This is a genomic window from Burkholderia sp. 22PA0106 (assembly GCF_047497155.1).
Lineage (GTDB): Bacteria > Pseudomonadota > Gammaproteobacteria > Burkholderiales > Burkholderiaceae > Burkholderia.
In genome coordinates this window covers 3956863-3983335 of the sequence record NZ_CP163163.1, presented here as the reverse complement: position 1 = coordinate 3983335, position 26473 = coordinate 3956863, and the positions used below count along the sequence as shown (strand labels likewise).

21 protein-coding genes and 1 pseudogene are annotated in these 26473 nt (G+C 65.2%); 2 read left to right on the top strand and 20 right to left on the bottom strand.

What is annotated here, in order from left to right; genetic code table 11:
* Positions 1-6 precede the first annotated feature (6 nt).
* The 3 genes from putA to hemE all read right to left on the bottom strand — a co-directional run bounded on the left by putA (position 7) and on the right by hemE (position 8301).
* Positions 7-3927, bottom strand: a complete 3921-nt coding sequence (gene putA, locus AB4850_RS32790) for a trifunctional transcriptional regulator/proline dehydrogenase/L-glutamate gamma-semialdehyde dehydrogenase (RefSeq protein ID WP_414443543.1) — start codon at positions 3925-3927, stop codon at positions 7-9.
* Between the two features lie 536 nt (positions 3928-4463).
* Entirely contained in the window at positions 4464-6716 is a 2253-nt protein-coding gene (locus AB4850_RS32785; RefSeq protein ID WP_414443542.1) for a primosomal protein N', read from the bottom strand.
* Between the two features lie 490 nt (positions 6717-7206).
* On the bottom strand, positions 7207-8301 hold the full coding sequence (gene hemE, locus AB4850_RS32780; RefSeq protein ID WP_414443541.1) for a uroporphyrinogen decarboxylase: 1095 nt from the start codon (positions 8299-8301) through the stop codon (positions 7207-7209).
* Positions 8302-8448: 147 nt separating this feature from the next.
* Here hemE and AB4850_RS32775 point away from each other — a divergent pair, with 147 nt between their 5' ends.
* Both AB4850_RS32775 and AB4850_RS32770 read left to right on the top strand, forming a co-directional pair.
* A complete protein-coding gene (locus AB4850_RS32775) occupies positions 8449-9321 on the top strand; it encodes a transporter substrate-binding domain-containing protein (RefSeq protein ID WP_414443540.1) in 873 nt (290 codons plus the stop codon).
* Between the two features lie 235 nt (positions 9322-9556).
* Complete coding sequence (locus AB4850_RS32770; RefSeq protein ID WP_414443539.1) at positions 9557-9793, top strand: hypothetical protein; 237 nt, start codon at positions 9557-9559, stop codon at positions 9791-9793.
* Between the two features lie 257 nt (positions 9794-10050).
* Here the strand turns inward: AB4850_RS32770 and AB4850_RS32765 are convergent, their stop codons facing one another.
* The 17 genes and pseudogenes from AB4850_RS32765 to AB4850_RS32685 form a co-directional block, all read right to left on the bottom strand.
* Positions 10051-11874 carry an AMP-binding protein gene (locus AB4850_RS32765; RefSeq protein WP_414443538.1) on the bottom strand — a complete coding sequence of 608 codons (1824 nt, stop codon included), beginning with the start codon at positions 11872-11874 and terminating at the stop codon, positions 10051-10053.
* Positions 11875-12037: 163 nt separating this feature from the next.
* The gene (locus tag AB4850_RS32760) at positions 12038-12463 is read right to left on the bottom strand and encodes a F0F1 ATP synthase subunit epsilon (protein WP_206125680.1); all 426 of its coding nucleotides are present in this window, start codon (positions 12461-12463) and stop codon (positions 12038-12040) included.
* A gap of 107 nt (positions 12464-12570) precedes the next feature.
* Entirely contained in the window at positions 12571-13965 is a 1395-nt protein-coding gene (gene atpD, locus AB4850_RS32755) for a F0F1 ATP synthase subunit beta (protein ID WP_414443537.1), read from the bottom strand.
* A 72-nt stretch (positions 13966-14037) separates the two neighbouring features.
* Positions 14038-14916 carry a F0F1 ATP synthase subunit gamma gene (gene atpG / locus AB4850_RS32750; protein WP_414443536.1) on the bottom strand — a complete coding sequence of 293 codons (879 nt, stop codon included), beginning with the start codon at positions 14914-14916 and terminating at the stop codon, positions 14038-14040.
* A 72-nt stretch (positions 14917-14988) separates the two neighbouring features.
* Positions 14989-16530, bottom strand: coding sequence for a F0F1 ATP synthase subunit alpha (gene atpA / locus AB4850_RS32745; protein WP_414443535.1), 1542 nt, complete (start codon positions 16528-16530; stop codon positions 14989-14991).
* 44 nt (positions 16531-16574) lie between these two features.
* Complete coding sequence (locus tag AB4850_RS32740; protein ID WP_414443534.1) at positions 16575-17114, bottom strand: F0F1 ATP synthase subunit delta; 540 nt, start codon at positions 17112-17114, stop codon at positions 16575-16577.
* 2 nt (positions 17115-17116) lie between these two features.
* Positions 17117-17587 (bottom strand): F0F1 ATP synthase subunit B, encoded by a 471-nt coding sequence (locus AB4850_RS32735; RefSeq protein ID WP_414443533.1) that lies wholly within the window; start codon positions 17585-17587, stop codon positions 17117-17119.
* 130 nt (positions 17588-17717) lie between these two features.
* On the bottom strand, positions 17718-17987 hold the full coding sequence (atpE, locus tag AB4850_RS32730; protein ID WP_013696170.1) for a F0F1 ATP synthase subunit C: 270 nt from the start codon (positions 17985-17987) through the stop codon (positions 17718-17720).
* Between the two features lie 76 nt (positions 17988-18063).
* Positions 18064-18915: a F0F1 ATP synthase subunit A gene (gene atpB, locus AB4850_RS32725; RefSeq protein ID WP_414443532.1), complete on the bottom strand. Its 852-nt coding sequence runs from the start codon at positions 18913-18915 to the stop codon at positions 18064-18066.
* A gap of 152 nt (positions 18916-19067) precedes the next feature.
* Positions 19068-19595, bottom strand: coding sequence for an ATP synthase subunit I (locus AB4850_RS32720; protein WP_414443531.1), 528 nt, complete (start codon positions 19593-19595; stop codon positions 19068-19070).
* A gap of 254 nt (positions 19596-19849) precedes the next feature.
* Positions 19850-20980 carry an SLC13 family permease gene (locus tag AB4850_RS32715; protein ID WP_414443530.1) on the bottom strand — a complete coding sequence of 377 codons (1131 nt, stop codon included), beginning with the start codon at positions 20978-20980 and terminating at the stop codon, positions 19850-19852.
* A 7-nt stretch (positions 20981-20987) separates the two neighbouring features.
* The gene (locus tag AB4850_RS32710; protein ID WP_414443529.1) at positions 20988-21875 is read right to left on the bottom strand and encodes a ParB/RepB/Spo0J family partition protein; all 888 of its coding nucleotides are present in this window, start codon (positions 21873-21875) and stop codon (positions 20988-20990) included.
* Between the two features lie 38 nt (positions 21876-21913).
* Positions 21914-22684: a ParA family protein gene (locus AB4850_RS32705; protein WP_414443528.1), complete on the bottom strand. Its 771-nt coding sequence runs from the start codon at positions 22682-22684 to the stop codon at positions 21914-21916.
* A 56-nt stretch (positions 22685-22740) separates the two neighbouring features.
* Positions 22741-23430, bottom strand: a complete 690-nt coding sequence (gene rsmG, locus AB4850_RS32700) for a 16S rRNA (guanine(527)-N(7))-methyltransferase RsmG (RefSeq protein WP_414443527.1) — start codon at positions 23428-23430, stop codon at positions 22741-22743.
* Positions 23427-25397: a tRNA uridine-5-carboxymethylaminomethyl(34) synthesis enzyme MnmG gene (mnmG, locus tag AB4850_RS32695; RefSeq protein WP_414443526.1), complete on the bottom strand. Its 1971-nt coding sequence runs from the start codon at positions 25395-25397 to the stop codon at positions 23427-23429. The genes rsmG and mnmG overlap by 4 nt, the downstream gene beginning before the upstream one ends.
* A 160-nt stretch (positions 25398-25557) precedes the next feature.
* Positions 25558-26307, bottom strand: a complete 750-nt coding sequence (locus AB4850_RS32690; protein ID WP_414443525.1) for an ABC transporter ATP-binding protein — start codon at positions 26305-26307, stop codon at positions 25558-25560.
* Positions 26304-26468 (bottom strand): annotated as a pseudogene (locus AB4850_RS32685) (hypothetical protein); the annotation flags it as partial. The gene AB4850_RS32690 and the pseudogene AB4850_RS32685, both read right to left, overlap by 4 nt.
* Between the last annotated feature and the right edge of the window lie 5 nt (positions 26469-26473).

Genomic DNA, 26473 nt, shown 5'->3' with positions numbered 1-26473 from the left:
GATCGCTCAGCCGATCGTCATCAGATTGGCGTTGCCGCCGGCTGCCGCCGTGTTCACGCTCACCGAGCGCTCCGTCAGCAGCCGCTCCAACGCGTAATCTTCGTCGCCGTTCTCGAACGCGCCGGCCGCCACGCCCTGCACCGATACGATCGGGCCGGGACGTTGCGAGACTTCCTTCACCAGCGCCAGCAACTCGTCGCTGTCGCCTTCGAACAGCACCGCATCGAACGCCGCGTCGGCCTGCTTGCGCACCGCCGCATACGACTTCAACGAAGCGGGCAGCGCCGCGGCCAACGCTTCGCCGGCCGCACCCGCGAACAGCGCGCGGTTGCCGGTGGCGAGCACCGAAGCGAACTGCGCACGCGCGCCCTTCGCCGTTGCCGCGATGCACAACACCGTGCCGCGCGGGCCGAGCGTGTAGGTGTTGCGCTCGCCCGTCGGCCCCGGCAACACCGCCGTGGCACCCGCCAGCACGCGCGACAGGTAGCCTTCGCAGCGTGCGGCGAGCGCCGGCTCGCGTTGTTCGATCAGCCAGTCGCGCAGCGCGGTCAGCGCCGACGACGGATTATCACCCGACTCGCCCGCCACCGGCGCATCGACGATCAGCGACGATTCCAGCGCCTTCGGCAGGCCGGCCGGGCGCGTGGCCAGCAGACGTTGCAGATAGAGCGCGCCGCCGGCCTTCGGGCCGGTGCCCGACAGGCCTTCGCCGCCGAACGGCTGCACGCCCACCACGGCGCCCACCACGTTGCGGTTCACGTAGATGTTGCCCACATGCGCGCGGCCGATCACGTGCGCGATGGTTTCGTCGATGCGCGTGTGGATGCCGAGCGTCAGGCCGTAGCCGGTCGAACGCACCTGGTCGAGCAGCTTGTCGAGCGCGCTGCGGCGGTAGCGCACCACGTGCAGCACCGGGCCGAACACTTCGCGCTTCAGTTCGTCGATGCTGCCGATCTCGATCAGCGTCGGCGGCACGAAGGTGCCCTGCGCGCAGCCGGCCGGCATCGGCAACTGCGTGACCGCATGGCCCTTTTCCTTCATCGCGGCGACGTGGGTGTCGATCGTTTGCTTCGCCTCGGCATCGATCACCGGGCCGACATCGGTCGACAGGCGATCGGGGTTGCCCAGCGTCAGCTCGTGCATCGCGCCCTTGAGCATGGTGAGCGTGCGATCGGCCACGTCGTCCTGCAGGCAGAGCACGCGCAGCGCCGAGCAACGCTGGCCGGCCGAATCGAACGCCGAGTTCATCACGTCGGCCACCACCTGTTCCGCGAGCGCCGACGAGTCGACGATCATCGCGTTCTGGCCGCCGGTTTCGGCGATCAGCGGGATCGGCTTGCCGTCCGGGTCGAGGCGCGCGGCCAGCACCTTGTTGATCAGGCGCGCGACTTCGGTCGAGCCGGTAAACATCACGGCGCGCGTGCGCGAGTCCGACACCAGCGCCGCGCCCACCGTCTCGCCGTCGCCCGGCAGCAGTTGCACCGCGCCGGCCGGCACGCCGGCCTCGCGCAGCAGGCGCACGGCCTGCGCCGCGATCAGCGGGGTCTGCTCGGCGGGCTTGGCCAGCACCGTGTTGCCGGCGGCCAGCGCCGCGGCCACCTGGCCCATGAAGATCGCCAACGGGAAATTCCACGGGCTGATGCACACCACCGGCCCGAGCGGGCGGTGCGTGTCGTTCGAGAATTCGTCGCGGATCTGCGCCGAGTAATAGCGCAGGAAGTCGATCGCCTCGCGAATTTCCGCCACCGCGTTCGGCAGCGATTTGCCCGCCTCGCGGATCACCAGGCCCATCAGCGTATGCATCTGCGCTTCGAGCAGATCGGCGGCGCGCGCCAGGCAATCGGCACGCGCTTCGACCGGCGTGGCCTGCCAGATCGGCGCGGCCGACACGGCATGCGCGAGCGCGGCGCTCACGTGTTCCGGGGTCGCCTCGCTGACGGTGCCCACCACGTCGCGCTGATCGGACGGGTTGCGCACGTCGCGCGCCGGGGCGTCGGACAGCGCCTCGTCGGCCAGCATCGGCGCGGCGCGCCACGGGTGATGCGCGCTGGTCAGCAGCGCCGACGACAGCGACGCCAGACGATGCTCGTTCGACAGATCGAGGCCCATCGAATTGGCGCGCGAGTCGCCGTACAGGCCTTGCGGCAGCGGGATCTTCGCGTGCGGCGCGCCGAGCGGGACGATCTTCGCGGCTTCGTCGACCGGGTCGGCCACCAGTTCCTTGACCGGCACGGCCTTGTCGGCGATGCGGTTCACGAACGAGGTGTTCGCGCCGTTTTCGAGCAGGCGGCGCACGAGGTAGGCGAGCAGCGTTTCATGCGTGCCGACCGGGGCGTACACGCGGCACGGACGGTTCAGCTTGTCGCGGCCCGTGACTTCCTCGTACAGCGGCTCGCCCATGCCGTGCAGGCACTGGAACTCGTACTGGCCCGGGTAGTAGTTCTGGCCGGCCAGGTGATAGATGGCCGACAGCGTGTGCGCGTTGTGCGTGGCGAACTGCGGATACACCGCATCGGGCGCGCCGAGCAGCTTCTTCGCGCAGGCGACGTACGACACGTCGGTGTAGATCTTGCGCGTGTAGACCGGATAGCCTTCGAGGCCGTCCACCTGTGCACGCTTGATTTCCGAATCCCAATACGCGCCCTTCACGAGACGGATCATCAAACGGTGACGGCTGCGGCGCGCGAGGTCGATCAGATAGTCGATCACGAACGGGCAGCGCTTCTGGTACGCCTGCACCACGAAGCCGATGCCGTTCCAGCCGGCCAGCTCCGGATCGAAGCACAGCGCTTCGAGCAGGTCGAGCGAGATTTCGAGGCGGTCGGCTTCCTCGGCATCGATGTTCAGGCCGATGTCGTAGCGGCGCGCGAGCAGCGCCAGCGCGCGCACGCGCGGCAGCAGTTCGCTCATCGTGCGGTCCTGCTGCGCGCGCGAGTAGCGCGGGTGCAGCGCCGAAAGCTTGATCGAGATGCCCGGGCCTTCGTAGATGCCGCGGCTGCCGGCGGCCTTGCCGATTGCGTGGATCGCCTGTTCGTAGGATGCGTAGTAGCGCTGCGCATCTTCTTCCGTGGTGGCCGCCTCGCCGAGCATGTCGTACGAGTAGCGGAAGCCGCGCGCTTCGTACTTGCGGCTGTTGGCCAGCGCCTCGGAAATGGTTTCGCCGGTGACGAACTGCTCGCCCATCAGGCGCATCGCCATGTCCACGCCCTTGCGGATCAGCGGCTCGCCGCCGCGGCCGATCAGGCGCGTGAGCGCCGACGACAGGCCCGTCTCGCTGTTGGTGGTGACCAGCTTGCCGGTGATCATCAGGCCCCAGGTGGCCGCGTTCACGAACAGCGACGGCGCCTGGCCCATGTGCGAGCGCCAATCGCCCTTGCTGATCTTGTCGCGGATCAGCGCGTCGCGCGTGGCGCGGTCGGGAATGCGCAGCAGCGCTTCAGCCAGGCACATCAGCGCGACGCCTTCCTGGCTCGACAGCGAGAATTCGTGAATCAGCCCCTCGACGCCGCCGCCCGAGCTCTTGGTGCGCAGCGCCTCGACCAGCGTGGTCGCCATCGATTGCACGTCGGACGCGAGATTGGCGGGCAAGCGCGCCTGGCCGAGCAGGAACGGCACGCACTCCGGCTCCGGACGGCGGTAAGCCGCCGTGATTGCGGCGCGCAGCACCGATTGCGGCTGCACACTCTGCGCGAATTCGAGGAACGGATGCGGGGCGCCGTCGTCTTGCTCCTGACCATCGGCCAGCTCGGCGAAGCCGCTGCGGCCCGACAGTTCGGCCGGCAGATGGCCGTGCTCGATCTTTTCCAGGTACGCGAAGATCGCCTGCTTGATCAGCCAGTGGGGAGTGCGCTCCAGCCGCGCGGCCGCGTCCTTGAGACGCGAACGGAGCAGATCGTCGACTTTGACGCCTAGGGTGGTGCTTGCCATGATTCCTTCTGTGCCAGGCCGGAGCCGGCGGTCGCGTGAATATGAGACTCGCGGAATCCTATGCCACACAATAAAAAGGTGCAACCGATTCGACGATCCGGTTGCACCTTTACAAAATTCTTTTGAATCAATGCATTAGAGCATTGCAACCGGCTGTCGCCAAGCATTCGCCGGATCAGTACTTTCCCTTAGTCCACAAAAGTGCCACCCGCGCAATCGGGTATGCACCGGAATGGTGAAACTCGCTTGCGACGGCTTGCGTGCGTGGGGCGATGTGAGTGCCGGCTATCGCCAATCAGGCGGCGGGCCTTCTGCGACAAGGCAGTGTGGAAGATGAATGAGAGATTGGACAACGCCGTGACGATGACATGCGCAACCGTTCCGGCGCGCGAGTGCAATGGGAAACCGGCCAGCCGACGCGGCGGTTGCACCACTTCGAGGCATGTCGGGTGGCATCGTTTTCTTACGCCGGTGTGCCGAATCGAGTGCGCCGTCGCACCGACACGCCACGATTTCGGTGCGGCGGCGTGGTTCGGTCAGATGTCGAGCGGGTCGACCTCGACACTCCATCGCAACACGCCCTTCAATTCGCGCAAGCGCGGTTGCCACGCCGCCAGCACGTGTTGCAACACCGCGCGCGAGGCGCTTTCGACCAGCAGTTGCGCACGGTGCACGTTGAACACCTTGACGATCGTCATCGGCACCGCGTCGTAGGCCGTCACGCGCTCGGCGCCCGGCAGCGTCGCCAATTCGGCGGCGGCGGCCTGCAGGAACGCCAGCGCGGCGTCGATGGTACGGCCCTCGGCGCGCAGCAACGCCTGGTAGACGAACGGCGGCAGGTGCGCGTCGCGGCGCTCGGCCAGCGTGGCGCTCGCGAAGCCCACGTAATCGTGGCGCGACAGCGCGTGATAGAGCGCGTGGCGCGGGTAGCGCGACTGGATCAGCACCTCGCCGGGCAGCCCGGCGCGGCCGGCTCGGCCGCTGACCTGCATCAGTTGCGCGAACATCCGCTCGGTGGCGCGGAAGTCGGCCGAGAACAGCGCCGTATCGGCATTGAGCACGCCGACCAGCGAGACGCGCCGGAAATCGTGGCCCTTCGCGATCATCTGCGTGCCGACCAGGATATCGATCTCGCCCGCGTGCACCTCGGAGAACAGCGCCTGGGCGCTGCCCTTGCGGCGCGTGCTGTCGGCATCGATGCGCAGGATTCGCGCACCGGGCACCGCCTCGATCAGCGTCTCCTCGATGCGCTGCGTGCCGCGGCCGAGCGGCGCGACGTCGACGTTGCCGCACTCGGGGCACGCATGCGGAATGCGCGATTCCCAGCCGCAATGGTGGCAGCGCAGGGCGCGTTCAGGCTTGTGCAGCACCACGTAGGCGCTGCAGCGCGGGCAGCCGGCCACCCAGCCGCAGGCGTCGCAGGCCAATGCGGGCGCGTAGCCGCGGCGGTTCAGGAAGATCAGGCTCTGCTCGCCGCGTTCGAGGCGGCCCTTGAGCGCCGCGACCAGCGGCCCGGACAGCCCGCCGATCGAGGCGCGCCCGCGCCGCCGCTCCTCTTGGAGATCGATCAGCTTGACGGTGGGCAGCACGGCGTCGGCCACCGCGCGGCGCGACAGCGTGAGCCGCGTGTAGCGGCCCTGTTCGGCCTGCCACCAGCTTTCCAGCGACGGCGTGGCCGAGCCGAGCACCACCGGGATGTCGAGCCGCTTGGCACGCCAGACGGCAAGGTCGCGCGCCGAATAGCGCAGGCCTTCCTGCTGCTTGTAGGCCGGCTCGTGCTCCTCGTCCACCACGATCATCGCGAGCGCGGGCAGCGAGGCCAGCACCGCGAGCCGCGTGCCGAGCACGATGCGCGCGCGGCCGGTGTGGGCGGCGAGCCAGTGCCGCGCGCGCTCGCCCTCGGCCAGCCCGCTGTGCAGCGTGACGATTGCGTCGGGCGGCAGCACGGCCGCGAAGCGCGCGCGAAACGCCGCCTCGAACTGCGGCGTCAGGTTGATTTCGGGGACCATCACCAGCGCCTGCGCGCCGGGCCGCTGGTCGAGCAGCGCGGCGAGCGCATGCAGATACACCTCGGTCTTGCCGCTGCCGGTCACGCCATGCAGCAGGAACGGCGCGAAACCGCGCGCGGCACGGATCGCATCGAGCGCGTCGGTCTGCTCGGGGTTCAGCGCCGGGGGCACAGGCGCGGACACCCGGTTATCCACCGCTTGTCCACCGGCGTCGGCCACCGAAATTTCATCGCAGGCGGCCCAGCCCGATTCGCACCAGGCGTCGAGCGTGGCCTGCGCCTTCGGGTGCAGCGCGCGCAGCTCGGGCAGCGTCAGCGAGGCTTCGTCGAGCAGCGCCTGCGCGAGCCGGCGCAGCGCGGCGGCGCGCGCGGGCAGGGCGTCGGGCAGCGCTTCGCGGCCGGCCGGCAGCAGGCGGTAACGGATTTCGGGAGCGAGCAGGCGGCCCCAGCGCGAGGCATCGCGCAGCGCCTGCGGCAGCGCCGGCAGCGCAACCTCGCCGCGCCCGCGCTGGTAGTAATCGGCCGCGAACGCGACCAGATCGAGCCACGCGTCACCCAGCGGCGGCAGTTCCGAGCACAGCTCGACCACCTCGCGCAGGCGGTTCGCGGGCACCTCAGAGTGAGTAGTGACTTCGCAGACAAGCCCCACGGCCAGCCGCTTTCCGAACGGCACCTGCACCAGCATGCCGACCTGCGGCGGCACCGCGCCGCGATAGCGGTAGTCGAACAGCGTCTGCAGCGGATGGTCGAGCGCGACGCGCACGTAGAGATCGCCGCTCATCGGCCGCCCGGCGTGCCTGGCGGCGCGATCGACGGCCGGCTCACGGCCGGCGGAGCGAAGTTAAAGTAAAACATCACTTTCGGCGCTAAGTTTCGGATTCTGATTAGGAATCAGCGGAAGCCGACTCGCCCTGTGGATAACTTTGTTGAGAACTCGATCTTGACTGTCCCAAACTGGCTTCCCCGCGTGCCGGACGCTGCTTTTCGAGACATCGGACCGCCTGTCGCGGAGCCTTGCCCAGCAAGGCTGCTATCCGATTTTCAACGCAATAGCATGGGCATTTTGTGGACGAGGCGCTCTACCGCGCCGCAACGAGCAAAATGTGCATAAGTCAAGTCTTGACAAGCCGGAAAGTGCCGCTTGGCGGGCACCTGCGCCCCGATTACGCTGGCGGCCACGGCCGCCGCGCGCTGCAACGCAGCATCGCAAGCGGCTGATCGAACCCTGATTGAAGCGGCGCCGGCAGGGTCTGCCGGTGCCTTCCCGGCGTTCAGCCGAGCGAGCCGGCGCGCAGCGTGCGGCTATGGCGATGCACTTCGTCCACCAGTTCCGCGACGCTTTCGGGCGGCGTGAATTGCGAAATGCCGTGGCCCAGATTGAAGATGTGGCCCGGGTGGTTGCCGTAGCTGTCGAGCACCGCGCGGGCTTCCATGCGGATCGTGGCCGGCGGCGCGAACAGGATGGTCGGATCGAGGTTGCCTTGCAGCGCCACCGCGCCGTTCACGCGCTCGCGTGCGCGGCCGAGATTGACCGTCCAGTCGAGGCCGACCGCATCCACGCCGCTGGCCGCGATCTCTTCGAGCCACAGGCCGCCGCCCTTGGTGAAGGTGATCACCGGGACCTGCTCACCGTCGTGGCTGCGCTTGAGCTTGGCCACCACGCGGCGGATCGGGTCGAGCGACAGGCGCTGGTAAGCGCCATCGGCCAGCGCGCCGCCCCAGGTGTCGAAGATCATCACGGCCTGCGCGCCCGCTTCGATCTGCGCGTTCAGGTAGGCGGCCACCGCGTCGACGTTGACGTCGAGGATCTGCTTGATCAGGTCGGGCCGCGCGTAGGCCATCGATTTCACGGTGCGGAAATCGTCCGAGCCGCCGCCTTCCACCATGTAACAGGCGAGCGTCCACGGGCTGCCCGAGAAGCCGATCAGCGGCACGCGCTGACGGCCCTGCGCATCGGTCAGCGCGCGGCGGATCTCGCGCACGGCGTCGGTCACGTAGCCCAGCGTCGCGCCGATGTCGGGCACGGCGAGCTTGGCGACATCGGCCTCGGTGCGCACCGGGTGCGCGAATTTCGGCCCTTCGCCGGCCAGGAATTCGAGGCCGAGGCCCATCGCGTCGGGGATCGTCAGGATGTCGGAGAACAGGATCGCGGCGTCGAGCGGAAAGCGCTCGAGCGGCTGCAGCGTCACCTCGGTCGCGTATTCCGGGTTCTTCGCGAGGCCGAGGAAGCTGCCGGCACGCGCGCGCGTGGCGTTGTACTCGGGCAGGTAACGGCCGGCCTGGCGCATCAGCCAGATCGGCGTGTAGTCGGTCGGCTGGCGCCGCAGCGCGCGCAGGAAGGTATCGTTGAGCAGGTTATGAGCCACGGTATGAGCGACCAAGCGGGGGCAAACGGGCATTCTACCGGAGCCGCCCGCCGGAGGCGGCGCGCCGTTATCATCGTGCCCCATACGACATCCGGCGCGCACAGCTCGCACCGCACGCCGCCCCTCGCCGATTCCGGAGACAGATCGATGATTGCCGCCCGCCGTGCGCGCCCGCGCCGCCTTGCTTCCGTTCCCGCTTCAACGCGTCTGGCCGCCTTGGCGCTGGCCGCATGGGCCACGCTCGCCGGCGGCGCGGCCCATGCGGCGACCGATGCCGCCCCCGACGCGACGGCCCCGATTGTTGCCGCCCCGGCCCCGGCCTCACGGCTCGACACGGTGCTCGCGCGCGGCACGCTGCGGGTTTGCACCACGGGCGACTATCGGCCCTATACGTATTACCGCCCCGACGGCCGCTTCGAAGGCATCGATATCGAGCTGGCCGAATCGCTTGCGCGCTCGCTCGGCGTGAAGACCACGTTCGTCAAGACGAGCTGGCGCACGCTGACCGACGATTTCGTCGCGCACTGCGACATCGCGGTGGGCGGCATCTCCACCACGCTCGACCGCCAGCGCCGCGCCTTTTTCACCCAGCCCACCGTCAAGGACGGCAAGACGCCGATCGTGCGCTGCGCCGACGCCGTGCGCTTCCAACGCGTCGAGCAGATCGACCGGCCGTCGACGCGCGTGATCGTGAACCCAGGCGGCACCAACGAGCGCTTCGCGCGCCAGTACCTGACGCACGCGCAATTGACCGTCTATCCCGACAACGTGACGATCTTCCGCCAGATCCTCGACGGCCACGCCGACGTGATGGTGACCGATGCGTCCGAAACCCTGCTCCAGCAAAAGCTCAACCCCGGCCTGTGCTCGGTGCACCCGGACCAGCCGTTCCAGTTCGGCGAGAAGGCGTACATGGTGCCGCGCGGCGACGTGGTGTTTCAGCAGTACGTCGACCAATGGTTGCACCTCGCCCACGAAACCGGCGAATTCCAGGCCGTGACGGACACTTGGCTGAAGTAAGCGCGCGAGCCGCCGCCGCGCTCTGTTTCGGTTCCTTACGACCCACGGGGAAAGTAACCACGGGAGCGGCAGTCACCTCGCAACGGCTCGGGCCGGCTGCCTCGCCTCGGCGGCAAGATTTGCCGCTGCCTTGCAGCGTTCGCCGGCACCGGCCCGACCCTGCCACCGCGCGGAATGTGTCCGCCCAGGCCCGCGCGATTGCGCACCACGGCGACACATTGGCCGATCGGCAGGATTGTTTCCCGTCGAAAAACGAGAGATTATCCTTACCCATCAAATTACAAATTTGTTCAGTGCGGGAACGACTATTCGGAACCTGATGGAAAAACAAAATAATTACGCAAAAAGATCAGCGGAAAAGGCGGTAAAAATGACCCTGCTTTTAGACTTCCGGCGGAGTAAAAAATCCCGCATCGCCTTATCTGGCGGGCGTTACAACCGGATACACTTTGTTACCGCGCAGGCCCTCTAATTCGCCCACAATGGTTCTCACGGTTTCAACACGGATGTGGTCCTTCTTGTGCAGCGTGTGAGCGGATACAAAGCACAATGAATAGATCGTCGGTTTCATACCGAATCCCTTCTTAGGGGCATCCTTGTTGGAATCGTGATCGGCACATGCCGATTGCTTCCACCTTTGGTCTCCTCGCGCTAACCCCGTAGCGTGTGGTTTTTAGCGGGCTTATGAGCCCGCTTTTTTTCGTCCATAGCAAACGCAAGCGCCAGTTTTTACGCCGTCTTCTGCTGCGTCAGCCCCAGTTCGTCGATCATCGCCTCGCGCATCACGAACTTCTGCACCTTCCCCGTCACGGTCATCGGCAAAGCGTCCACGAAGCGCACGTAGCGCGGCACCTTGTAGTGCGCGATCTGGCCGTCGCAATAGGCACGCAGTTCCGCTTCGTCCATCGTGGCGCCAGCGCGCAGCACGATCCACGCGCACACTGCCTCGCCGTATTTCGCGTCCGGCACGCCGAACACTTGCGCGCTCTGCACCTTCGGATGGCGGAACAGGAATTCCTCGATCTCGCGCGGGTAGATGTTCTCGCCGCCGCGGATCAACATGTCCTTGAGCCGCCCGACGATGTTGCAGAAGCCCGCCGCGTCGAGCGTCGCGAGGTCGCCCGTGTGCATCCAGCCGTCCACGATCACCTCGCGCGTGCGTGCCTCGTCGCCCCAGTAGCCGGCCATCACCGAATAGCCGCGCGTGCACAGCTCCCCCGTTTCGCCGACCGGCACGGTGGCACCGCTCGCATCGACGATCTTCGCCTCCAGATGCGGCTGGATCCGGCCGACCGTGGTGGTGCGCTTCTCGAGCGAATCGGTGGTGGTGCTCTGGAACGACACGGGGCTGGTTTCCGTCATGCCGTAGGCGATCGTGACCTCGGCCATGTGCATCTCGGCCACCACGCGCTTCATCGTCTCGATCGGGCACGGCGAGCCGGCCATGATGCCGGTGCGCAACGAGCGCAGGTCGAAGCGGCCGAATTCGGGGTGATCGAGTTCGGCGATGAACATGGTCGGCACGCCGTGCAGCGCGGTGCAGCGTTCCGCCTGCACGGCGTCGAGCGTGGCGAGCGGATCGAACGCCGCGCCGGGGAACACCATCTTCGCGCCAACCGACACGCAGGCCAGCACCGCCAGCACCATGCCGAAACAGTGATAGAGCGGCACCGGGATGCAGAGTGCGTCCTGCTCGGTCAGCCGCATCACGCTGGCGATCGAGCGGGCGTTGTTGACGATGTTCCGGTGCGTCAGCGTTGCGCCCTTCGGGCTGCCGGTGGTGCCGCTGGTGAACTGGATGTTGATCGGATCGGTATCGGCGAAACCCGCGCCCAGCACGTCGAGCCCGGCGTGCTCGCGCAAGGTGCGGCCGTGTGCGATCAGATCCGCGAAGCGCAGCATGCCGGCCGGCGCCGCCTCGCTCATCGACACCACCGTGCGCAGTGCCGGCACGCGTTCGGCGCGCAGCATGCCAGGCGCGTGCGTGTCGAGCTCGGGGGCGAGCGAGCGCAGCATCAGCGTGTAGTGCGAGGTCTTGAACGATTCGGCCGCGATCAGCAATTTGCAGCCGACCTGGTTCAGCGCGTAATCGAGTTCGGCGAGCCGGTAGGCCGGATTGATGTTGACGAGGATCGCGCCGATGCGGGCCGTGGCGAACTGAGTCAGCAGCCATTCGGCGCGGTTCGGCGCCCAGATGCCAACGCGCTCGCCCGGCGCGATGCCCAGCTCGATCAGCGCAGCGGCCAGCGCATCGACCTCGTCGCCGAATTCGCGCCAGCTCCAGCGCACGCCCTGCTCGCGAAACACCACGGCCGGACGGTCGGGAAAGCGCGCGATGGTGTCGGCCAGGAAGCGGCCGACGGTGGCGTGGCTCAACGCGGGCGTGGTTGCGCCACGGACGTGGGACAGGCCGTCGCGTGGGGCGATGCCGTTTTCACGGGCCTTGCCGCCCTCGCCTGCCTCATCCGAACGATCGCCGCCGTTCAGGCTGCCTGCGTTGTTGACGTCGTCTGCTGCGCCGTCATCGCCCCGATCGCCTTGATTCTCCGCCATCGCTGTCTCCGACCAAGCCTTGATCGAACCATTCTGCCCTGCCTGACAGTCGGCTGACATCGGGGTTAGCGCGCCTGGCCATCAGCGGCGATGCACGGGCGCCGGACAAAAAAAAGCAGCCCGAAGGCTGCTTCTTCCTGCCTGCGCGCAAGGCGCCGGCGTGTCAGTTCTTGCTGCGGATCTTCGCGAGACGCTGGATCGCTTCGAGCTGCGCCATGGCCGTCGCGAGTTCCGACTGGGCCTTGGCGAGGTCGATGTCCGACTTCGCGTTCTGCAGCGTTTCCTCTGCACGGCGCTTGGCTTCTTCCGCCTTCGCGCTGTCGAGATCCTTGCCGCGGATCGCGGTGTCGGCGAGCACGGTCACGGCACCCGGCTGCACCTCGAGGATGCCGCCGGCGACGAACACGAACTCGTCCGCGCCGCTTTCCGATTCGATGCGCACCGCACCCGGACGAATCCGGGTGATGAGCGGCGTGTGGCCCGGCAGAATGCCCAGCTCACCCGATTCGCCCGGCAGCGCGACGAACTTCGCCTGACCCGAGAAGATCTGCTCTTCCGCGCTGACGACGTCTACTTTGATGGTTGCCATATGGACTCCTGTCGATGAAAACCGGCGCTGGCGCGCCGGCCTCCATCCCATGCTCGGCAGGTAAAACGAACCGCGGCAGGCTTGCGCCGCCGCAGCTCATCGAACCCTTACTGGATCTTCTTGGCCTTTTCGAAGGCTTCGTCGATCGTGCCGACCATGTAGAACGCCTGTTCCGGCAGGTGGTCGCACTCGCCGTCGACGATCATCTTGAAACCGCGGATCGTTTCCTTCAGCGGCACGTACTTGCCCGGCGCACCCGTGAACACTTCGGCGACGTGGAACGGCTGCGACAGGAAACGCTGGATCTTCCGTGCGCGGGCGACCGTTTGCTTGTCGTCCGGCGACAGTTCGTCCATGCCCAGAATCGCGATGATGTCGCGCAGTTCCTTGTAGCGCTGCAGCGTCATCTGAACGCGACGCGTGATCGTGTAGTGCTCTTCGCCGATCACGTTCGGGTCGATCTGGCGCGAGGTCGAGTCGAGCGGATCGACTGCCGGGTAGATACCCAGCGAGGCGATGTCACGCGACAGCACGACGGTAGCGTCCAAGTGGCCGAAGGTGGTGGCCGGCGACGGGTCGGTCAAGTCGTCCGCAGGGACGTACACGGCCTGAACGGACGTGATCGAACCCGTCTTGGTCGACGTGATGCGTTCCTGCAGCTTGCCCATTTCTTCTGCCAGCGTCGGCTGATAGCCCACGGCCGACGGCATACGGCCGAGCAGTGCCGACACTTCGGTACCGGCCAGCGTGAAACGGTAGATGTTGTCGACGAAGAACAGCACGTCGAGGCCTTCGTCACGGAAGTGCTCGGCCATCGTCAGGCCGGTCAGCGCGACGCGCAGACGGTTGCCCGGCGGCTCGTTCATCTGGCCGTAGACCAGCGCGACCTTGTCGAGAACGTTGGAGTCCTTCATTTCGTGGTAGAAGTCGTTCCCTTCACGGGTACGCTCGCCCACGCCCGCGAACACGGAGTAACCGCCGTGTTCCTTCGCGATGTTGTTGATGAGCTCCATCATGTTGACGGTCTTGCCCACGCCGGCACCACCGAACAGGCCCACCTTGCCGCCCTTTGCGAACGGGCACACCAGGTCGATGACCTTGATGCCGGTTTCGAGCAGTTCGGTCGACGGCGACAGTTCGTCGAACGCCGGTGCCTTCTGGTGGATCGAGCGCGTGTGTTCGCTCACGATCGGGCCGGCTTCATCGATCGGACGGCCGAGGACGTCCATGATGCGGCCGAGGGTCGGCTTGCCGACCGGCACCGAGATCGGCAGGCCGGTGTTCTTCACCAGCACGCCGCGGCGCAGGCCGTCGGATGCGCCCAGACAGATGGTACGAACGATGCCGTCACCCAGCTGTTGCTGGACTTCGAGCGTCAGTTCCGAACCTTCCAGAATGAGTGCGTCGTAGATCTTCGGCATGCGGTCGCGCGGGAATTCCACGTCGATAACGGCGCCGATGCACTGTACGATCTTGCCTTCTACCAAAGCAGTAGTACTCATCGCTTTTCCTTTCAATACCTGATTCTTTACTCGCGCAAGGGCGCAGTTTCGAGGCGACAGTCGCTGACTCGCTTAAACAGCGGCGGCACCGCCGACGATCTCAGACAGTTCCTTCGTGATCGCTGCCTGACGGCTCTTGTTGTACGACAGCTGAAGCTCGCTGATCACGGTCTTCGCATTGTCGGACGCAGCCTTCATCGCGACCATTCGCGCCGATTGCTCGGACGCCATGTTTTCCGCCACGGCCTGATACACGAGCGCCTCGACGTAACGCACCAGCAACTCGTCCACCACGGCCTGCGCATCCGGCTCGTAGATGTAATCCCACGAGGTCGACGGCGTGCCGTCTTCGCCGTTCTCGAAGTGCTCGGCCGCCAGCGGCAGCAGTTGCTCGATCACCGACTCCTGCTTCATCGTGTTGATGAAACGCGTGTAGGCGATGTACACGGCCGACAGCTTGCCTTCCGAGTACGCATCGAGCTGCACCTTCACCGCGCCGATCAGCGCGTCGAGGTGCGGCGTGTCGCCCAGATGGACGACCTGCGAGACCACCTTGCCGCCGAAGCGGTTCAGGAAGCCGAGGCCCTTGCTGCCGATGGCCGTGGCTTCGAACTTCTGGCCTTGCTTCTCGAGTTCCTTCAGCTTGCTGACCGTCGCGCGCAGCACGTTCGTGTTCAGGCCACCGCACAGACCCTTGTCGGTCGTGACGAGGATCACACCGGCCGTCTTGGCATCGTCGTTCGCCACCATGAACGGGTGGCGGTATTCCGGGTTCGCGCGGCTCATGTGAGCAGCAATCGCGCGGACCTTGTCGGCGTACGGACGGGCAGCGCGCATGCGTTCCTGCGCGCGGCGCATCTTGGATGCCGCGACCATTTCCATCGCCTTGGTGATCTTGCGCGTGTTTTGCACGCTCTTGATCTTGCCGCGAATTTCCTTCATTCCAGCCATTGCTTGCTCCTTGACCGAAGCGGGGCGTCAGCGCTTACGCGCGTCGCACCGCTTCGAGGTGTCCCTCGCGGATCAATAGGCACCCGACTTCTTGAAGGACTTCAGCGCTTCGTGCAGCGCGCCGTCATCTTCCTTCGACAAAGCCTTGTTGTCTTCGATACGCTTGATCAGGTCGGCGTGGCTGGCCTTCAGGTATTCGCGCAGGCCCTTTTCGAAGGCAAGCACGTCCTTCACTTCGACGTCGTCGAGGTAGCCGTTGTTTGCCGAGAACAGCGCGACGGACAGTTCCCAGACCTGCAGCGGCTGGTATTGCGGCTGCTTGAGCAGTTCCGTCACGCGGCGGCCGCGTTCGAGCTGCTTGCGCGTGGCGGCGTCGAGGTCCGAGGCGAACTGCGCGAACGCAGCCAGCTCACGATACTGTGCGAGGTCGGTACGGATACCGCCCGACAGCTTCTTCACGACGTTCGTTTGCGCAGCGCCACCGACTCGCGACACCGAGATACCGGCGTTGATTGCCGGACGGATGCCTGCATTGAAGAGGTCGGTTTCCAGGAAGATCTGGCCGTCCGTGATCGAGATCACGTTGGTCGGCACGAATGCCGTGACGTCGCCTGCCTGCGTTTCGATGATCGGCAGCGCCGTCAGCGAACCCGTCTTGCCCTTCACTTCGCCGTTCGTGAACTTCTCGACGTACTCTTCCGAGACGCGAGCCGCACGCTCGAGCAGACGCGAGTGGAGATAGAACACGTCGCCGGGGTACGCTTCGCGGCCCGGCGGGCGGCGCAGCAGCAGCGAGATCTGGCGATAGGCCCAGGCTTGCTTGGTCAGATCGTCATAGATGATCAGGGCGTCTTGACCGCGATCGCGGAAGTATTCGCCCATCGTGCAACCGGCGTACGGTGCGAGGTACTGCATGGCAGCCGAATCCGAAGCCGATGCCGACACGACGATCGTGTACTCCATCGCGCCCGTTTCTTCGAGCTTGCGCACCACGTTCATGATCGACGAGGCCTTCTGGCCGATCGCGACGTAGATACAGACGAGATCCTTGCCCTTCTGGTTGATGATCGTGTCGATCGCGACGGCGGTCTTGCCCGTCTGGCGGTCGCCGATGATCAGCTCACGCTGGCCGCGGCCGATCGGCACCATCGCGTCGATCGACTTGATGCCGGTTTGCACCGGCTGCGACACGCCGTGACGCCAGATCACGCCCGGGGCGATCTTTTCGATCGCGTCGGTCGCCTTGGCGTTGACGGGGCCCTTGCCGTCGATCGGGTTGCCGAGCGCATCGACCACGCGGCCGATGAGTTCCGGACCGACCGGCACTTCCAGGATGCGACCCGTCGTCTTGACGATGTTGCCTTCGCTGATGTGGCCGTAGTCGCCCAGAATCACGGCGCCGACCGAGTCGCGCTCGAGGTTCAGCGCGAGGCCGAACGTGTTGCCCGGAAATTCGAGCATTTCGCCTTGCATCACGTCCGACAGGCCGTGGATGCGCACGATGCCGTCCGTCACGGAGATCACGGTGCCTTGATTGCGAACGTCGACGTTCGCTTCCAGGCCCTGGATCCGGCTCTTGATCAGCTCGCTGATCTCAGAGGGATTGAGTTGCATATTCGCTCCTGATGTTCAATTCTGTTGCGTGCCGGCTGCGGCGCTCAAGCGGTCAATGCGGCTTGCATGCTCGCGAGCCGCGCGCGGACCGAGGTATCGAGCACTTCGTCACCCACCGTCACGCGCACACCGCCGATCAGCGACGCGTCGATTTCAACCGTGGCTTTCAGCGTGCGACCGAACTTCCGTTCGAGGCTTGCGACCAGCTCGGCGAGCTGCGCGCCTTCGAGCGGGAACGCGCTGACGATGGTCACGTCCGCCGCGCCGTCACGCGCGTTCTTCAGTGCGTCGAATTGCTCCGCGATTTCAGGCAGCAGCACGATGCGATGATTGTCGACCAGCATCCGCACGAAGTTCTTCGCTTCCGCGCTGCCGGCGAGCGGCGACTTCACCGCGGCGAGCAGCAATTCGGCGACCTGTGCGCGCCCGACCTTCGGGTTCGACGCGACAGACAGCACTTCGGGCAGTTGCGCAACCTGGGCCAGCTCTCCTGCGAGCGTGGACCAGGCGGCGACGTCACCAGCCTCGGCCACGCGAAACAGCGCTTCTGCGTAAGGGCGGGCAATGGTTGCAAATTCGGCCATGATCAGAGCTCGGCTTTCAGTTGAGTCAGCAGTTCGGCGTGGGCCGCCTGATCGACTTCGCGCTTCAGGATCTGTTCGGCGCCCTTGACCGCCAGCGTCGCGACATCCGCGCGCAGCAGTTCACGAGCCTTCACGATTTGCTGTGCGGCGTCGGCTTTCGCCTGGGCAACGATGCGAGCGGCTTCCGCCTGCGCATTCGTCTTGATTTCTTCGGCAACGGCGAGCGCGCGCTTTTCAGCGTCGGCGATTCGCTGCTGGCCGTCGGTGCGAGCCTGCGCGAGTTCCTGGTCCGCGGCCTTGTGTGCCGCTTCGAGTTCCGCCTTGCCCTTTTCCGCGGCGGCCAGGCCGTCGGCGATCTTCTTCGCGCGTTCGTCGAGTGCGTTGATCAGCGGCGGCCACACGAACTTCATCGTGAACCACGCGAGGATCAGGAACACGACCATTTGCGCAAACAGGGTTGCGTTGAGATTCACGGTGTTTCCTTAGTCTGCTATCCGGGAAAATGAAACGGTGAGGCGCTCATCGAGTTGCATCCGATCAGCGCCCGGGATCTCCGTTCCGCCCTGCGCCCGCTATGTGCGAGCGCAAAATTTCCGGTGAACCTTAACCTGCGAGCTTCGACAGGAGCGGGTTCGCGAATGCGAACAGCATTGCCACACCAACACCGATCAGGAATGCAGCGTCGATCAGGCCGGCCAGCAGGAACATCTTCGTTTGCAGCGGGTTGATCAGTTCCGGCTGACGTGCGCAGGCTTCGATGTACTTGCCGCCCATCAGGCCGATACCGATACAGGCGCCGACGGCACCCAGGCCGATGATGATGCCGATACCGATTGCGGTCAGACCCTGAATGTTGGCGATGAAAGCTTGCATGATCACTCCTATTTGAAAAGACTTGGAACTAGAGATTTAAAAAACCGAAAAACGAAACTGCCTGCCCGTCACGCACTCAGTGCGTTTCGTGCGCCTGGCCGAGATACACCAGCGTCAGCATCATGAAGATGAATGCCTGCAACAGAACAATCAGGATGTGGAAGATTGCCCAGACGCTGCCCGCGATCACATGGCCGACGAAACCAAGAACCGTTGCATCGCCGCCGAAGCTCCAGATACTGCCCAGCAGCGCGATCAGCAGGAACACCAGCTCACCTGCGTACATGTTGCCGAACAGCCGCATGCCGAGCGAAACGGTCTTGGCGATGTATTCGACGATGTTCAACGCGAGGTTGGGGATCCACAGCGCCCAATGCGCGCCGAACGGTGCCGACACCAGCTCGTGGGCAAAACCGCCGACGCCCTTGATCTTGATGCTGTAGTAGATCATCAGGACGAACACGCCCAGCGCGATGCCGAGGGTGCCGTTCAGGTCGGCGGTCGGGACGATGCGGTGATAGGAGATCACGCCGGACAGGCCGAGCAAGTTGATCACGCGGCCCGGCAGGTCGACCGGCAGGAAGTCGAGGGAGTTCATCAGCAGCACCCAGACGAACACCGTCAGCGCGAGCGGCGCGATGAACGTGCGGTTGCCGCGAACCACGGCCTTCGATTGGTCTTCGACCATTTCGACGACCATTTCGATCAGGCACTGGAAACGGCCCGGTACGCCCGGCGTTGCCTTGCGTGCTGCGAGACGCAACACGAGGATGGTCACGAGGCCACACACGATCGACCAGAACAGCGTGTCGAGATTCCATACGTGGAAATCGACGATCGACGTCTGATGCGCGGTGGAGAAGTTCTGCAAGTGGTGCGCAATGTACTCGGACGGATCCAGAGCGTGCGTGCCTTCGCTAGCTGCCATAGTCGTTAATGCACCCAAATTGTCGAAAATCGTTGTTTTACGTATTACCGCAAAGATTTATTGCGGGAACACGAGAGCGCAACTTCCGGTCAGACCTGCGATACTTGCTTATGCTGCATCGCAACGTGTGTTCCGGTTTGCCGCAAAATGCCTTACCGCCAGGCGAGCGCGAGCCAGTATGTCTTCAGCGCAACGAGGTAGGTGACGAGAAGCGGCACCCAGTGCACGTCCGGAAACCGGACCGCCACCGCGGTGAACATCGCGATCGTCAACCCCAGCTTCAGCGCCTCGCCGAACATCCAGCCCATCACCGTGTTCGCGCCGCCGAACCGCAGTCTCGCTGCGAACACCGCACTCGGTACCCAGCCAATCGCTCCGCCCAGCAATGCCGATTGCGCAGCAGCACCCGGCGACTTTGAAAACAGCCACCACGCCAGCGTTGCAACCAGGGACAAGACCATTTGCGCGATCACCACCCGAAACGGGGTGACACGCGATGGCCGACTCACATCCGGACCGAACAGCGCTTGCGCCTCGGCCCGTGTGAGCGGAACGATAGTGTTATCTTGCTGCTCGACATCCCACTCGTCTGCCCGTGGGACGCCGTGCTGCTGCCCGGCAGCGACATGCTGCGCGTGGGGATGTTCGTCGTGCCTGTTGTTCGGCGCCTGACTCGCCATCGCCATCTTCCGCAAAATCGCTGTAAGCCTTCAGCTTTCCACAAGCTTTCAGGGCTACCGTGCTAACAAATCCCGGCGATTGTAAGCGATAGCCGCACGCGATTCAAGGTTTTGGACGCGACAAAAACACGATGAAAACGACATGCGACGCACGGAAAATCGCGTCATTTTCTGACGTCTGACAACAGTTGAAAGAAAAAGCCCGTAGCCAGCTTTCAGCGCAATGTCGGCGCCCGGATCGGCCGCGGCTTATCTCAGACGAGATGCAGCCACAACGCGCCAAGCGCGTACGCGATCAAACCGAACGGCACGCAGACCAGATGAAACGGCCCCCAGATGCCGGGCGTTTTCGCGAGCCGCACCGCGATCAGGTTGGCGAGCGAGCCGATCGCGAAGCCAAACCCCCCCACGCTGACGCCGAACGCGAGCGCGCGCCAGTCGCCGCCGAACTCCGAAAGCAGGATCGCGGCCGGCACGTTGCTGATGCCCTGCGACAGCACGGCGCCCGCTGTATAAAGGCGCAGCGGGGCATCGAGCCCGAGTTGCGCGACCGCGCCGTGTACGGCCGGCAGCGCCGCCGCGCCGCGCAGCACCACGAACATCAGCACGAAAATCAGCAGCAGCAGCCAGTCGATCCGCAGCACGGCGTCGCGCCGAGTCGCGGCCAGTACCAGCGCCACCGCGATCACGCCGGGCACCGCGAAGTGCAAATCGGCGGCCACCACGAACGCCGCGAACAGCACCGCGGCCGTCAGCGCGAGCGGCCGGCGCACCGGATTCGGCTCGCTGTCGCCCGAAAAATCGAGCGGTTTGGCGCGGAACAGGCACGCGGCCAGCACCAGCAGCATGGCCATCGTAATCAACGCGAGCGGTGCCAGCTCGATCACGAAGCGACCAAATGACGCACCACTGCGCTGCCAGAGAAACAGGTTCTGCGGGTTGCCGAGCGGCGTCGCGATCGAGCCGGCGTTCACGGCGATCGCCAGACAGATCACGAGACGCTTGATCGGCAGCGCTGTGAGCCGCTGCAGCGACACCACCAGCGGCACGGCGACGAATAGCGCCACGTCGTTGGTCAGCCAGGTGGCAAGCACGGCAGCGAACACGATCAGCAGGATCGCGAGCGAACGCTCGGTGCGCACGCGATGCACGATCCGATGCGCGAGCCACATCAGGAAGCCCGACAGTTCGAGCGCCTTGGTCACCATCAACAGGCCGGCAAGCGTCGCGACCGTCTGCCAGTCGACCAGGCCGGCAAGCGCCGCCAGCGGCTGCGGCCGCGCGATCTGCAGGATCACCAGTGCGACGACGAGGATGGACAGCACCGGCTCGCTCGCGACGAACGCGAGCCATTTGCGCGGGGCCGCCCCGCTCACCTGATTCATCGGCACCTCAGGCAGCGATATTGCCGCGCAGGCGCAGGAGGATGCCTTCGAGCGCGTCGAGATCGCCGAAGTCGATCGTCAATTGCCCGCGGCCACGGCGACCCAGCTTGATCTTGACGTTCGAGGCGAGCATGTCGGACAGCTCCTCCTCGAGCCGGCGCGTATCGCGGCCGCCATCTTCCTTCGACTTGGCCTTCAGCGTCGGCGCTTCCTTGGTGGTGTGCGCCACGAGTTTCTCGGTTTCGCGCACCGACAGGCGGCGGTTGACGACCTGATGCGCCAGCGTGATCTGCGTGGCGGCATCGACGGCCAGCAACGCGCGCGCATGGCCCATGTCGAGATCGCCGGCCAGCAGCATGGTCTGCACCGGCGTGGCCAGGTTCAGCAGGCGCAGCAGGTTCGACACGGCGCTGCGCGAGCGGCCCACCGATTCGGCGGCCTGCTCGTGCGTGAAGTCGAATTCGTCGAGCAGGCGCTGGATGCCGTGCGCCTCTTCGAGCGGATTCAGATCCTCGCGCTGAATGTTCTCGATCAACGCCATGGCCGCCGCAGCCTGGTCGCTCACATCCTTGATCAGCACCGGCACTTCCTTCAGGCCGGCCAGACGCGAGGCGCGGAAACGCCGCTCGCCCGCGATGATCTCGAAGCGATCGACGCCGACCGGACGCACCAGGATCGGCTGCATCACGCCCTGCGCGCGAATGCTCGACGCCAGCTCCTGCAGCGCGCCCTCGTCCATCCGCGTGCGCGGCTGGTATTTGCCGGCCTGCAATTTGTCGAGCGGAAGCGTATTGGGCGCCCCCTCGATCTTCACGGCTTCGGTGATGTCGGCGCTGCCGCCGAGCAGGGCTTCGAGCCCGCGTCCCAGACCTTTCTTCTTTGCTACCGCATTCATCGACTTTCCCTCGTTCGATAGTCCGCTGGAACGACGCGTCAAAGCGCCTGCACTCGTTCGATCATCTCGGCGCCGAATTGCAGATACGCCTGCGCGCCACGCGATGCGCGATCGAACACCACGCCCGGCAGCCCGTAGCTGGGCGCCTCGGCGAGGCGCACGTTGCGCGGGATCACCGTATCGAACACCTTGTCGCCGAAGTGCGCCTTCAACTGGTCCGACACCTGCTGCTGCAACGTGATGCGCGGGTCGAACATCACGCGCAGCAAGCCGATCACCTTCAGCTCGCGATTCAGGTTCGCGTGGATCTGCTTGATGGTGTTGACCAGATCGGACAGGCCTTCGAGCGCGAAGTATTCGCACTGCATCGGGATCACCACGCCGTGCGCCGCGCACAGGCCATTCAGCGTCAACAGCGACAACGCCGGCGGACAATCGATCAGCACGAAATCGTATTGATCCTCGATCTTCTCGATCGCGGCCTTCAGTTGACGTTCGCGGTTCTCGACGCCGACCAGCTCGATTTCCGCACCGGCCAGTTCGCGGTTGGCCGGCAGCACGTCGTAGTCGAGCGACTCGGGGCGCACGCGCGCCTGCTCGATCGACACACCATCGACTAGCACTTCATAGACGGTCGATTCGCACGTCGCCTTGTCGATACCGCTACCCATGGTGGCATTGCCCTGCGGGTCCAGGTCGATAAGCAGGACACGCTGTTGCTGGGCTGCGAGGCTCGCGGCGAGATTGACCGTCGTGGTCGTCTTGCCGACCCCACCCTTCTGGTTGGCCACACAGAAGATTTTTGCCATCGTTGGTTTGTCCCTCAATCAAAACATCGGATGCGGCGTAGCGCACCCTTCATCATTCAATGTGCTTCGGCAACGCCGACTTCGATCAGATGTCGCTCGGCATCGAGCGCCGGCACCGCGAGCCGGAAAATCTGGCGGACTTGCGCGCCTTCAGGCAGGCGAGCCATTTCATCGTCCGGCTGGACGCCCTTCATGGCCCAGATCGCCCCGCCCGGCGCCACCAGGTGCCGCGCGAGCACGACGAAATCCGACAGATCGGCAAACGCGCGGGACACGATCACGTCGAATTGACCCGGCACTTCATGGCCGGGGCGCAGCGTCTCGACGCGGCCGGTGACCACCGAAAGGTTCGCGAGCTTCAGCTCGGCCTTGGCCTGCGTCTGGAATGCGGACTTCTTGTGGACGATATCGTTAAGCGTGACCTGCCAGTGCGGGAACACGATAGCCAGCACGATGCCGGGCAGGCCACCGCCCGAACCGACGTCGAGCGCCGTAGTCGCCTTCAGGTCGCGCAGATGCGGCACGATCGACAGCGAATCGAGGATGTGTTGAATCATCATCTGCCGCGGGTCGCGGATCGCGGTCAGGTTGTAGACCGCGTTCCACTTGCCGAGCAGTGCGACATAGTCGAGCAGCTTCGTCACCTGCGCCTCGTCGAGCGCGACATCGAGTGAAGCAAGCCCTTCGGTCAGCAGCGCATGAAGCGTATCGCGGGAGCCCCCCGCCATCGGGTTACGCCCCGTCATTGCTGCGTCGGGACGTTGTTGCCCCCTGCTTCGCCGGGAGTCGAGCCGGCTGCCGTACCGCGACGGCCGAGGCCGCGCTTCAGATGCACCATCAACAGCGAGATCGCAGCCGGCGTAATGCCGGAGATCCGCGATGCCTGGCCAACCGTTTCGGGGCGATGCTGCTCCAGCTTCTGGCGTGCTTCGAACGACAGGCCGCGCACTTCCGCGTAATCGATGCCTTCCGGCAGGCGCGTGTTCTCGTGCGCGCCGTTGCGCTCGATCTCGCCGGCCTGACGCTCGATATAGCCCTGGTACTTGATGCCGATCTCGATCTGCTCCTCGATCTGGGCGAGCAGCACCGGATCGTCGGCCAGTGCCTCGGTCGGCCCGCATTCACCACCGCGCAGCCCGCACACACCGGCATAGCTGATACCCGGGCGGCGCAGCAATTCGGCCAGACTGTATTCGTGATCGATGGCCTTGCCGAGCAGCGCTTCCGCTTCGTCGGCCGGCAACGTCTTCGGCGTCACCCAGGTCTTGCGCAGGCGTTCTGTTTCACGTGAAACAGCATCGCGCTTTCGGCAGAACGCATCCCAGCGCGCGTCGTCGATAACGCCCAGCTCACGGCCCATTTCGGTCAGGCGCATGTCGGCGTTGTCTTCACGCAGGCTCAGGCGATATTCGGCGCGGCTCGTGAACATCCGGTACGGCTCGGATACACCTTGCGTGACCAGATCATCGACCAGCACGCCGAGGTAAGCCTGATCGCGACGCGGGCACCACGCGTCCTTGTCCTGTGCATAACGGCCAGCATTGATGCCGGCCAGCAAACCTTGCGCAGCCGCTTCCTCATAGCCGGTCGTGCCGTTGATCTGGCCCGCAAAGAACAGCCCTTCAATGACCTTGGTTTCCAGCGACGCCTTCAGGCCGCGCGGGTCGAAGTAGTCGTACTCGATCGCGTAACCGGGGCGCAGGATATGCGCGTGCTCCAACCCGCGCATCGAGTGCACGAGGTCGAGCTGCACGTCGAACGGCAGGCTGGTGGAGATCCCGTTCGGGTAGAACTCGTTGGTGGTCAGCCCTTCCGGTTCCAGGAAGATCTGGTGCGAATCCTTCGAGGCGAAACGGTGGATCTTGTCTTCGATCGACGGGCAATAGCGCGGGCCGACGCCGGCGATCACGCCTGTGTACATCGGCGAGCGGTCGAGGCCACTGCGGATGATGTCGTGCGTGCGCTCGTTGGTATGCGTGACCCAGCATGGCATCTGGCGCGGATGCATCTCGGCACGGCCGAGGAACGAGAACACCGGCACCGGATCGAGATCGCCGGGTTGCTCTTCGAGCTTCGAGAAGTCGATCGAGCGGCCGTCGATACGCGGCGGCGTTCCGGTCTTGAGGCGGCCTTGCGGCAGCTTCAGTTCCTTGAGGCGCGACGACAGCGTGACCGCCGCCGGGTCCCCTGCCCGCCCACCGGTGTGGTTGTTCAGGCCGACGTGGATCTTGCCGTCCAGGAACGTGCCCGCCGTCAACACCACGGCGCGCGCGCGGAAGCGGATGCCGATCTGCGTCACGGCGCCCACCACGCGTTCGCCCTCGACGATCAAATCGTCAACGGCTTGCTGGAACAGCCAGAGGTTCGGCTGGTTTTCGAGTCGGCTGCGGATCGCCTGCTTGTAGAGCAGACGGTCGGCCTGTGCACGCGTGGCACGCACGGCCGGGCCTTTCGAGGAATTCAGGATTCGGAACTGGATGCCGGATTCATCCGTGGCGATGGCCATGGCGCCGCCGAGCGCATCGACTTCCTTGACCAGATGGCCCTTGCCGATCCCGCCAATCGACGGGTTACAGCTCATCTGTCCGAGCGTCTCGATGTTGTGCGTCAGCAGCAGCGTTTTCACGCCCATACGCGCGGACGCCAAAGCGGCTTCCGTACCAGCATGACCGCCGCCAACGACGATCACGTCAAATTCAGTGGGATAAAGCATTGCGGATTTCGCGTCAGAACGATCGCGAACCTAGAGAGAAGTATGGGGCGGATTATAGCGGGTTCGCTTTTGGCCCGAATATCGTCCGAACGGACGAGGCTCAAAAATCGCTGTGTTTCACGTGAAACACGCCGCATTTTTCCAACAGGTCGGCCACCGATCAACCAGGTTTTCGGGGCAACCCGAGATAGCTGTCGATGACGCGGGGATTCTGCGCCAGGTCGGAAGCCGGCCCGTCGAGCACGAATTCGCCGGTTTCGAGCACATAACCGTGATCGGAAATCTGCAGCGCCGCCCGTGCGTTTTGCTCGATCAGAAGAATGGCGACACCGGTGCCGCGCAGTGCGCTGACGATGTGGAAGATCTCCTTGACGATCAACGGCGCCAAGCCAAGGCTCGGCTCGTCGAGCATCAACAGATCGGGCTTGCCCATCAGCGCGCGGCCCAGCGCAAGCATCTGCCGTTCGCCGCCGGATAGCGTGCCGGCCGCCTGCCTGCGTCGCTCCTTCAGGCGCGGGAACAGCGCGAACACGGAGTCAAGTTGATCGAGATAACGCGCCTCGCTCGCCTGCTTGCGGCGATATGCGCCCAGTACGAGGTTGTCCTCAACCGTCATCGAGCCGAACAGCTCGCGCTTTTCAGGCACCAGACACATGCCGCGCGCGACGCGCTGCTCGACGGGCAATGTATCCACCGCATCGCCGCAATAACGCACCGCACCGCTCGCCCGCCCGGTCGCCGGCAACGCGCCCATGATCGCGTTCAGCAGCGTCGACTTCCCTGCCCCGTTCGGGCCAATCACGCTGACGATTTGCCCCGCCGCGACGCGAATCGACGCGCCGTGCAGCGCCTCGACCTTGCCGTACCGCACCGATAGGCCGTCGACTTCAAGGATCGCCGTCGCCATCATTCCACCCCGCCGAGATACGCTTCGAGCACCGCCGGATCACGTCGGACCTCGTCGGGCCCCCCTTCCGCGATGCGCGTGCCGAACTCCATGACGACGAGCCGATCGGCCAGATTCATCACGAAATCCATGTCGTGCTCCACCAGCAGCACGCTGATGCCCTCGTCGC

What these genes read in the sequence shown, in the direction of transcription:
- putA (WP_414443543.1), bottom strand. Translation starts at nt 3,927, where the DNA reads ATGGCAAGCACCACCCTAGGCGTCAAAGTCGACGATCTGCTCCGTTCG.
- AB4850_RS32785 (WP_414443542.1), bottom strand. Translation starts at nt 6,716, where the DNA reads ATGAGCGGCGATCTCTACGTGCGCGTCGCGCTCGACCATCCGCTGCAG.
- AB4850_RS32775 (WP_414443540.1), top strand. Translation starts at nt 8,449, where the DNA reads ATGATTGCCGCCCGCCGTGCGCGCCCGCGCCGCCTTGCTTCCGTTCCC.
- AB4850_RS32765 (WP_414443538.1), bottom strand. Translation starts at nt 11,874, where the DNA reads ATGGCGGAGAATCAAGGCGATCGGGGCGATGACGGCGCAGCAGACGAC.
- AB4850_RS32760 (WP_206125680.1), bottom strand. Translation starts at nt 12,463, where the DNA reads ATGGCAACCATCAAAGTAGACGTCGTCAGCGCGGAAGAGCAGATCTTC.
- atpD (WP_414443537.1), bottom strand. Translation starts at nt 13,965, where the DNA reads ATGAGTACTACTGCTTTGGTAGAAGGCAAGATCGTACAGTGCATCGGC.
- atpG (WP_414443536.1), bottom strand. Translation starts at nt 14,916, where the DNA reads ATGGCTGGAATGAAGGAAATTCGCGGCAAGATCAAGAGCGTGCAAAAC.
- atpA (WP_414443535.1), bottom strand. Translation starts at nt 16,530, where the DNA reads ATGCAACTCAATCCCTCTGAGATCAGCGAGCTGATCAAGAGCCGGATC.
- AB4850_RS32740 (WP_414443534.1), bottom strand. Translation starts at nt 17,114, where the DNA reads ATGGCCGAATTTGCAACCATTGCCCGCCCTTACGCAGAAGCGCTGTTT.
- atpE (WP_013696170.1), bottom strand. Translation starts at nt 17,987, where the DNA reads ATGCAAGCTTTCATCGCCAACATTCAGGGTCTGACCGCAATCGGTATC.
- atpB (WP_414443532.1), bottom strand. Translation starts at nt 18,915, where the DNA reads ATGGCAGCTAGCGAAGGCACGCACGCTCTGGATCCGTCCGAGTACATT.
- AB4850_RS32720 (WP_414443531.1), bottom strand. Translation starts at nt 19,595, where the DNA reads ATGGCGAGTCAGGCGCCGAACAACAGGCACGACGAACATCCCCACGCG.
- AB4850_RS32715 (WP_414443530.1), bottom strand. Translation starts at nt 20,980, where the DNA reads ATGAATCAGGTGAGCGGGGCGGCCCCGCGCAAATGGCTCGCGTTCGTC.
- AB4850_RS32710 (WP_414443529.1), bottom strand. Translation starts at nt 21,875, where the DNA reads ATGAATGCGGTAGCAAAGAAGAAAGGTCTGGGACGCGGGCTCGAAGCC.
- AB4850_RS32705 (WP_414443528.1), bottom strand. Translation starts at nt 22,684, where the DNA reads ATGGCAAAAATCTTCTGTGTGGCCAACCAGAAGGGTGGGGTCGGCAAG.
- rsmG (WP_414443527.1), bottom strand. Translation starts at nt 23,430, where the DNA reads ATGACGGGGCGTAACCCGATGGCGGGGGGCTCCCGCGATACGCTTCAT.
- mnmG (WP_414443526.1), bottom strand. Translation starts at nt 25,397, where the DNA reads ATGCTTTATCCCACTGAATTTGACGTGATCGTCGTTGGCGGCGGTCAT.
- AB4850_RS32690 (WP_414443525.1), bottom strand. Translation starts at nt 26,307, where the DNA reads ATGATGGCGACGGCGATCCTTGAAGTCGACGGCCTATCGGTGCGGTAC.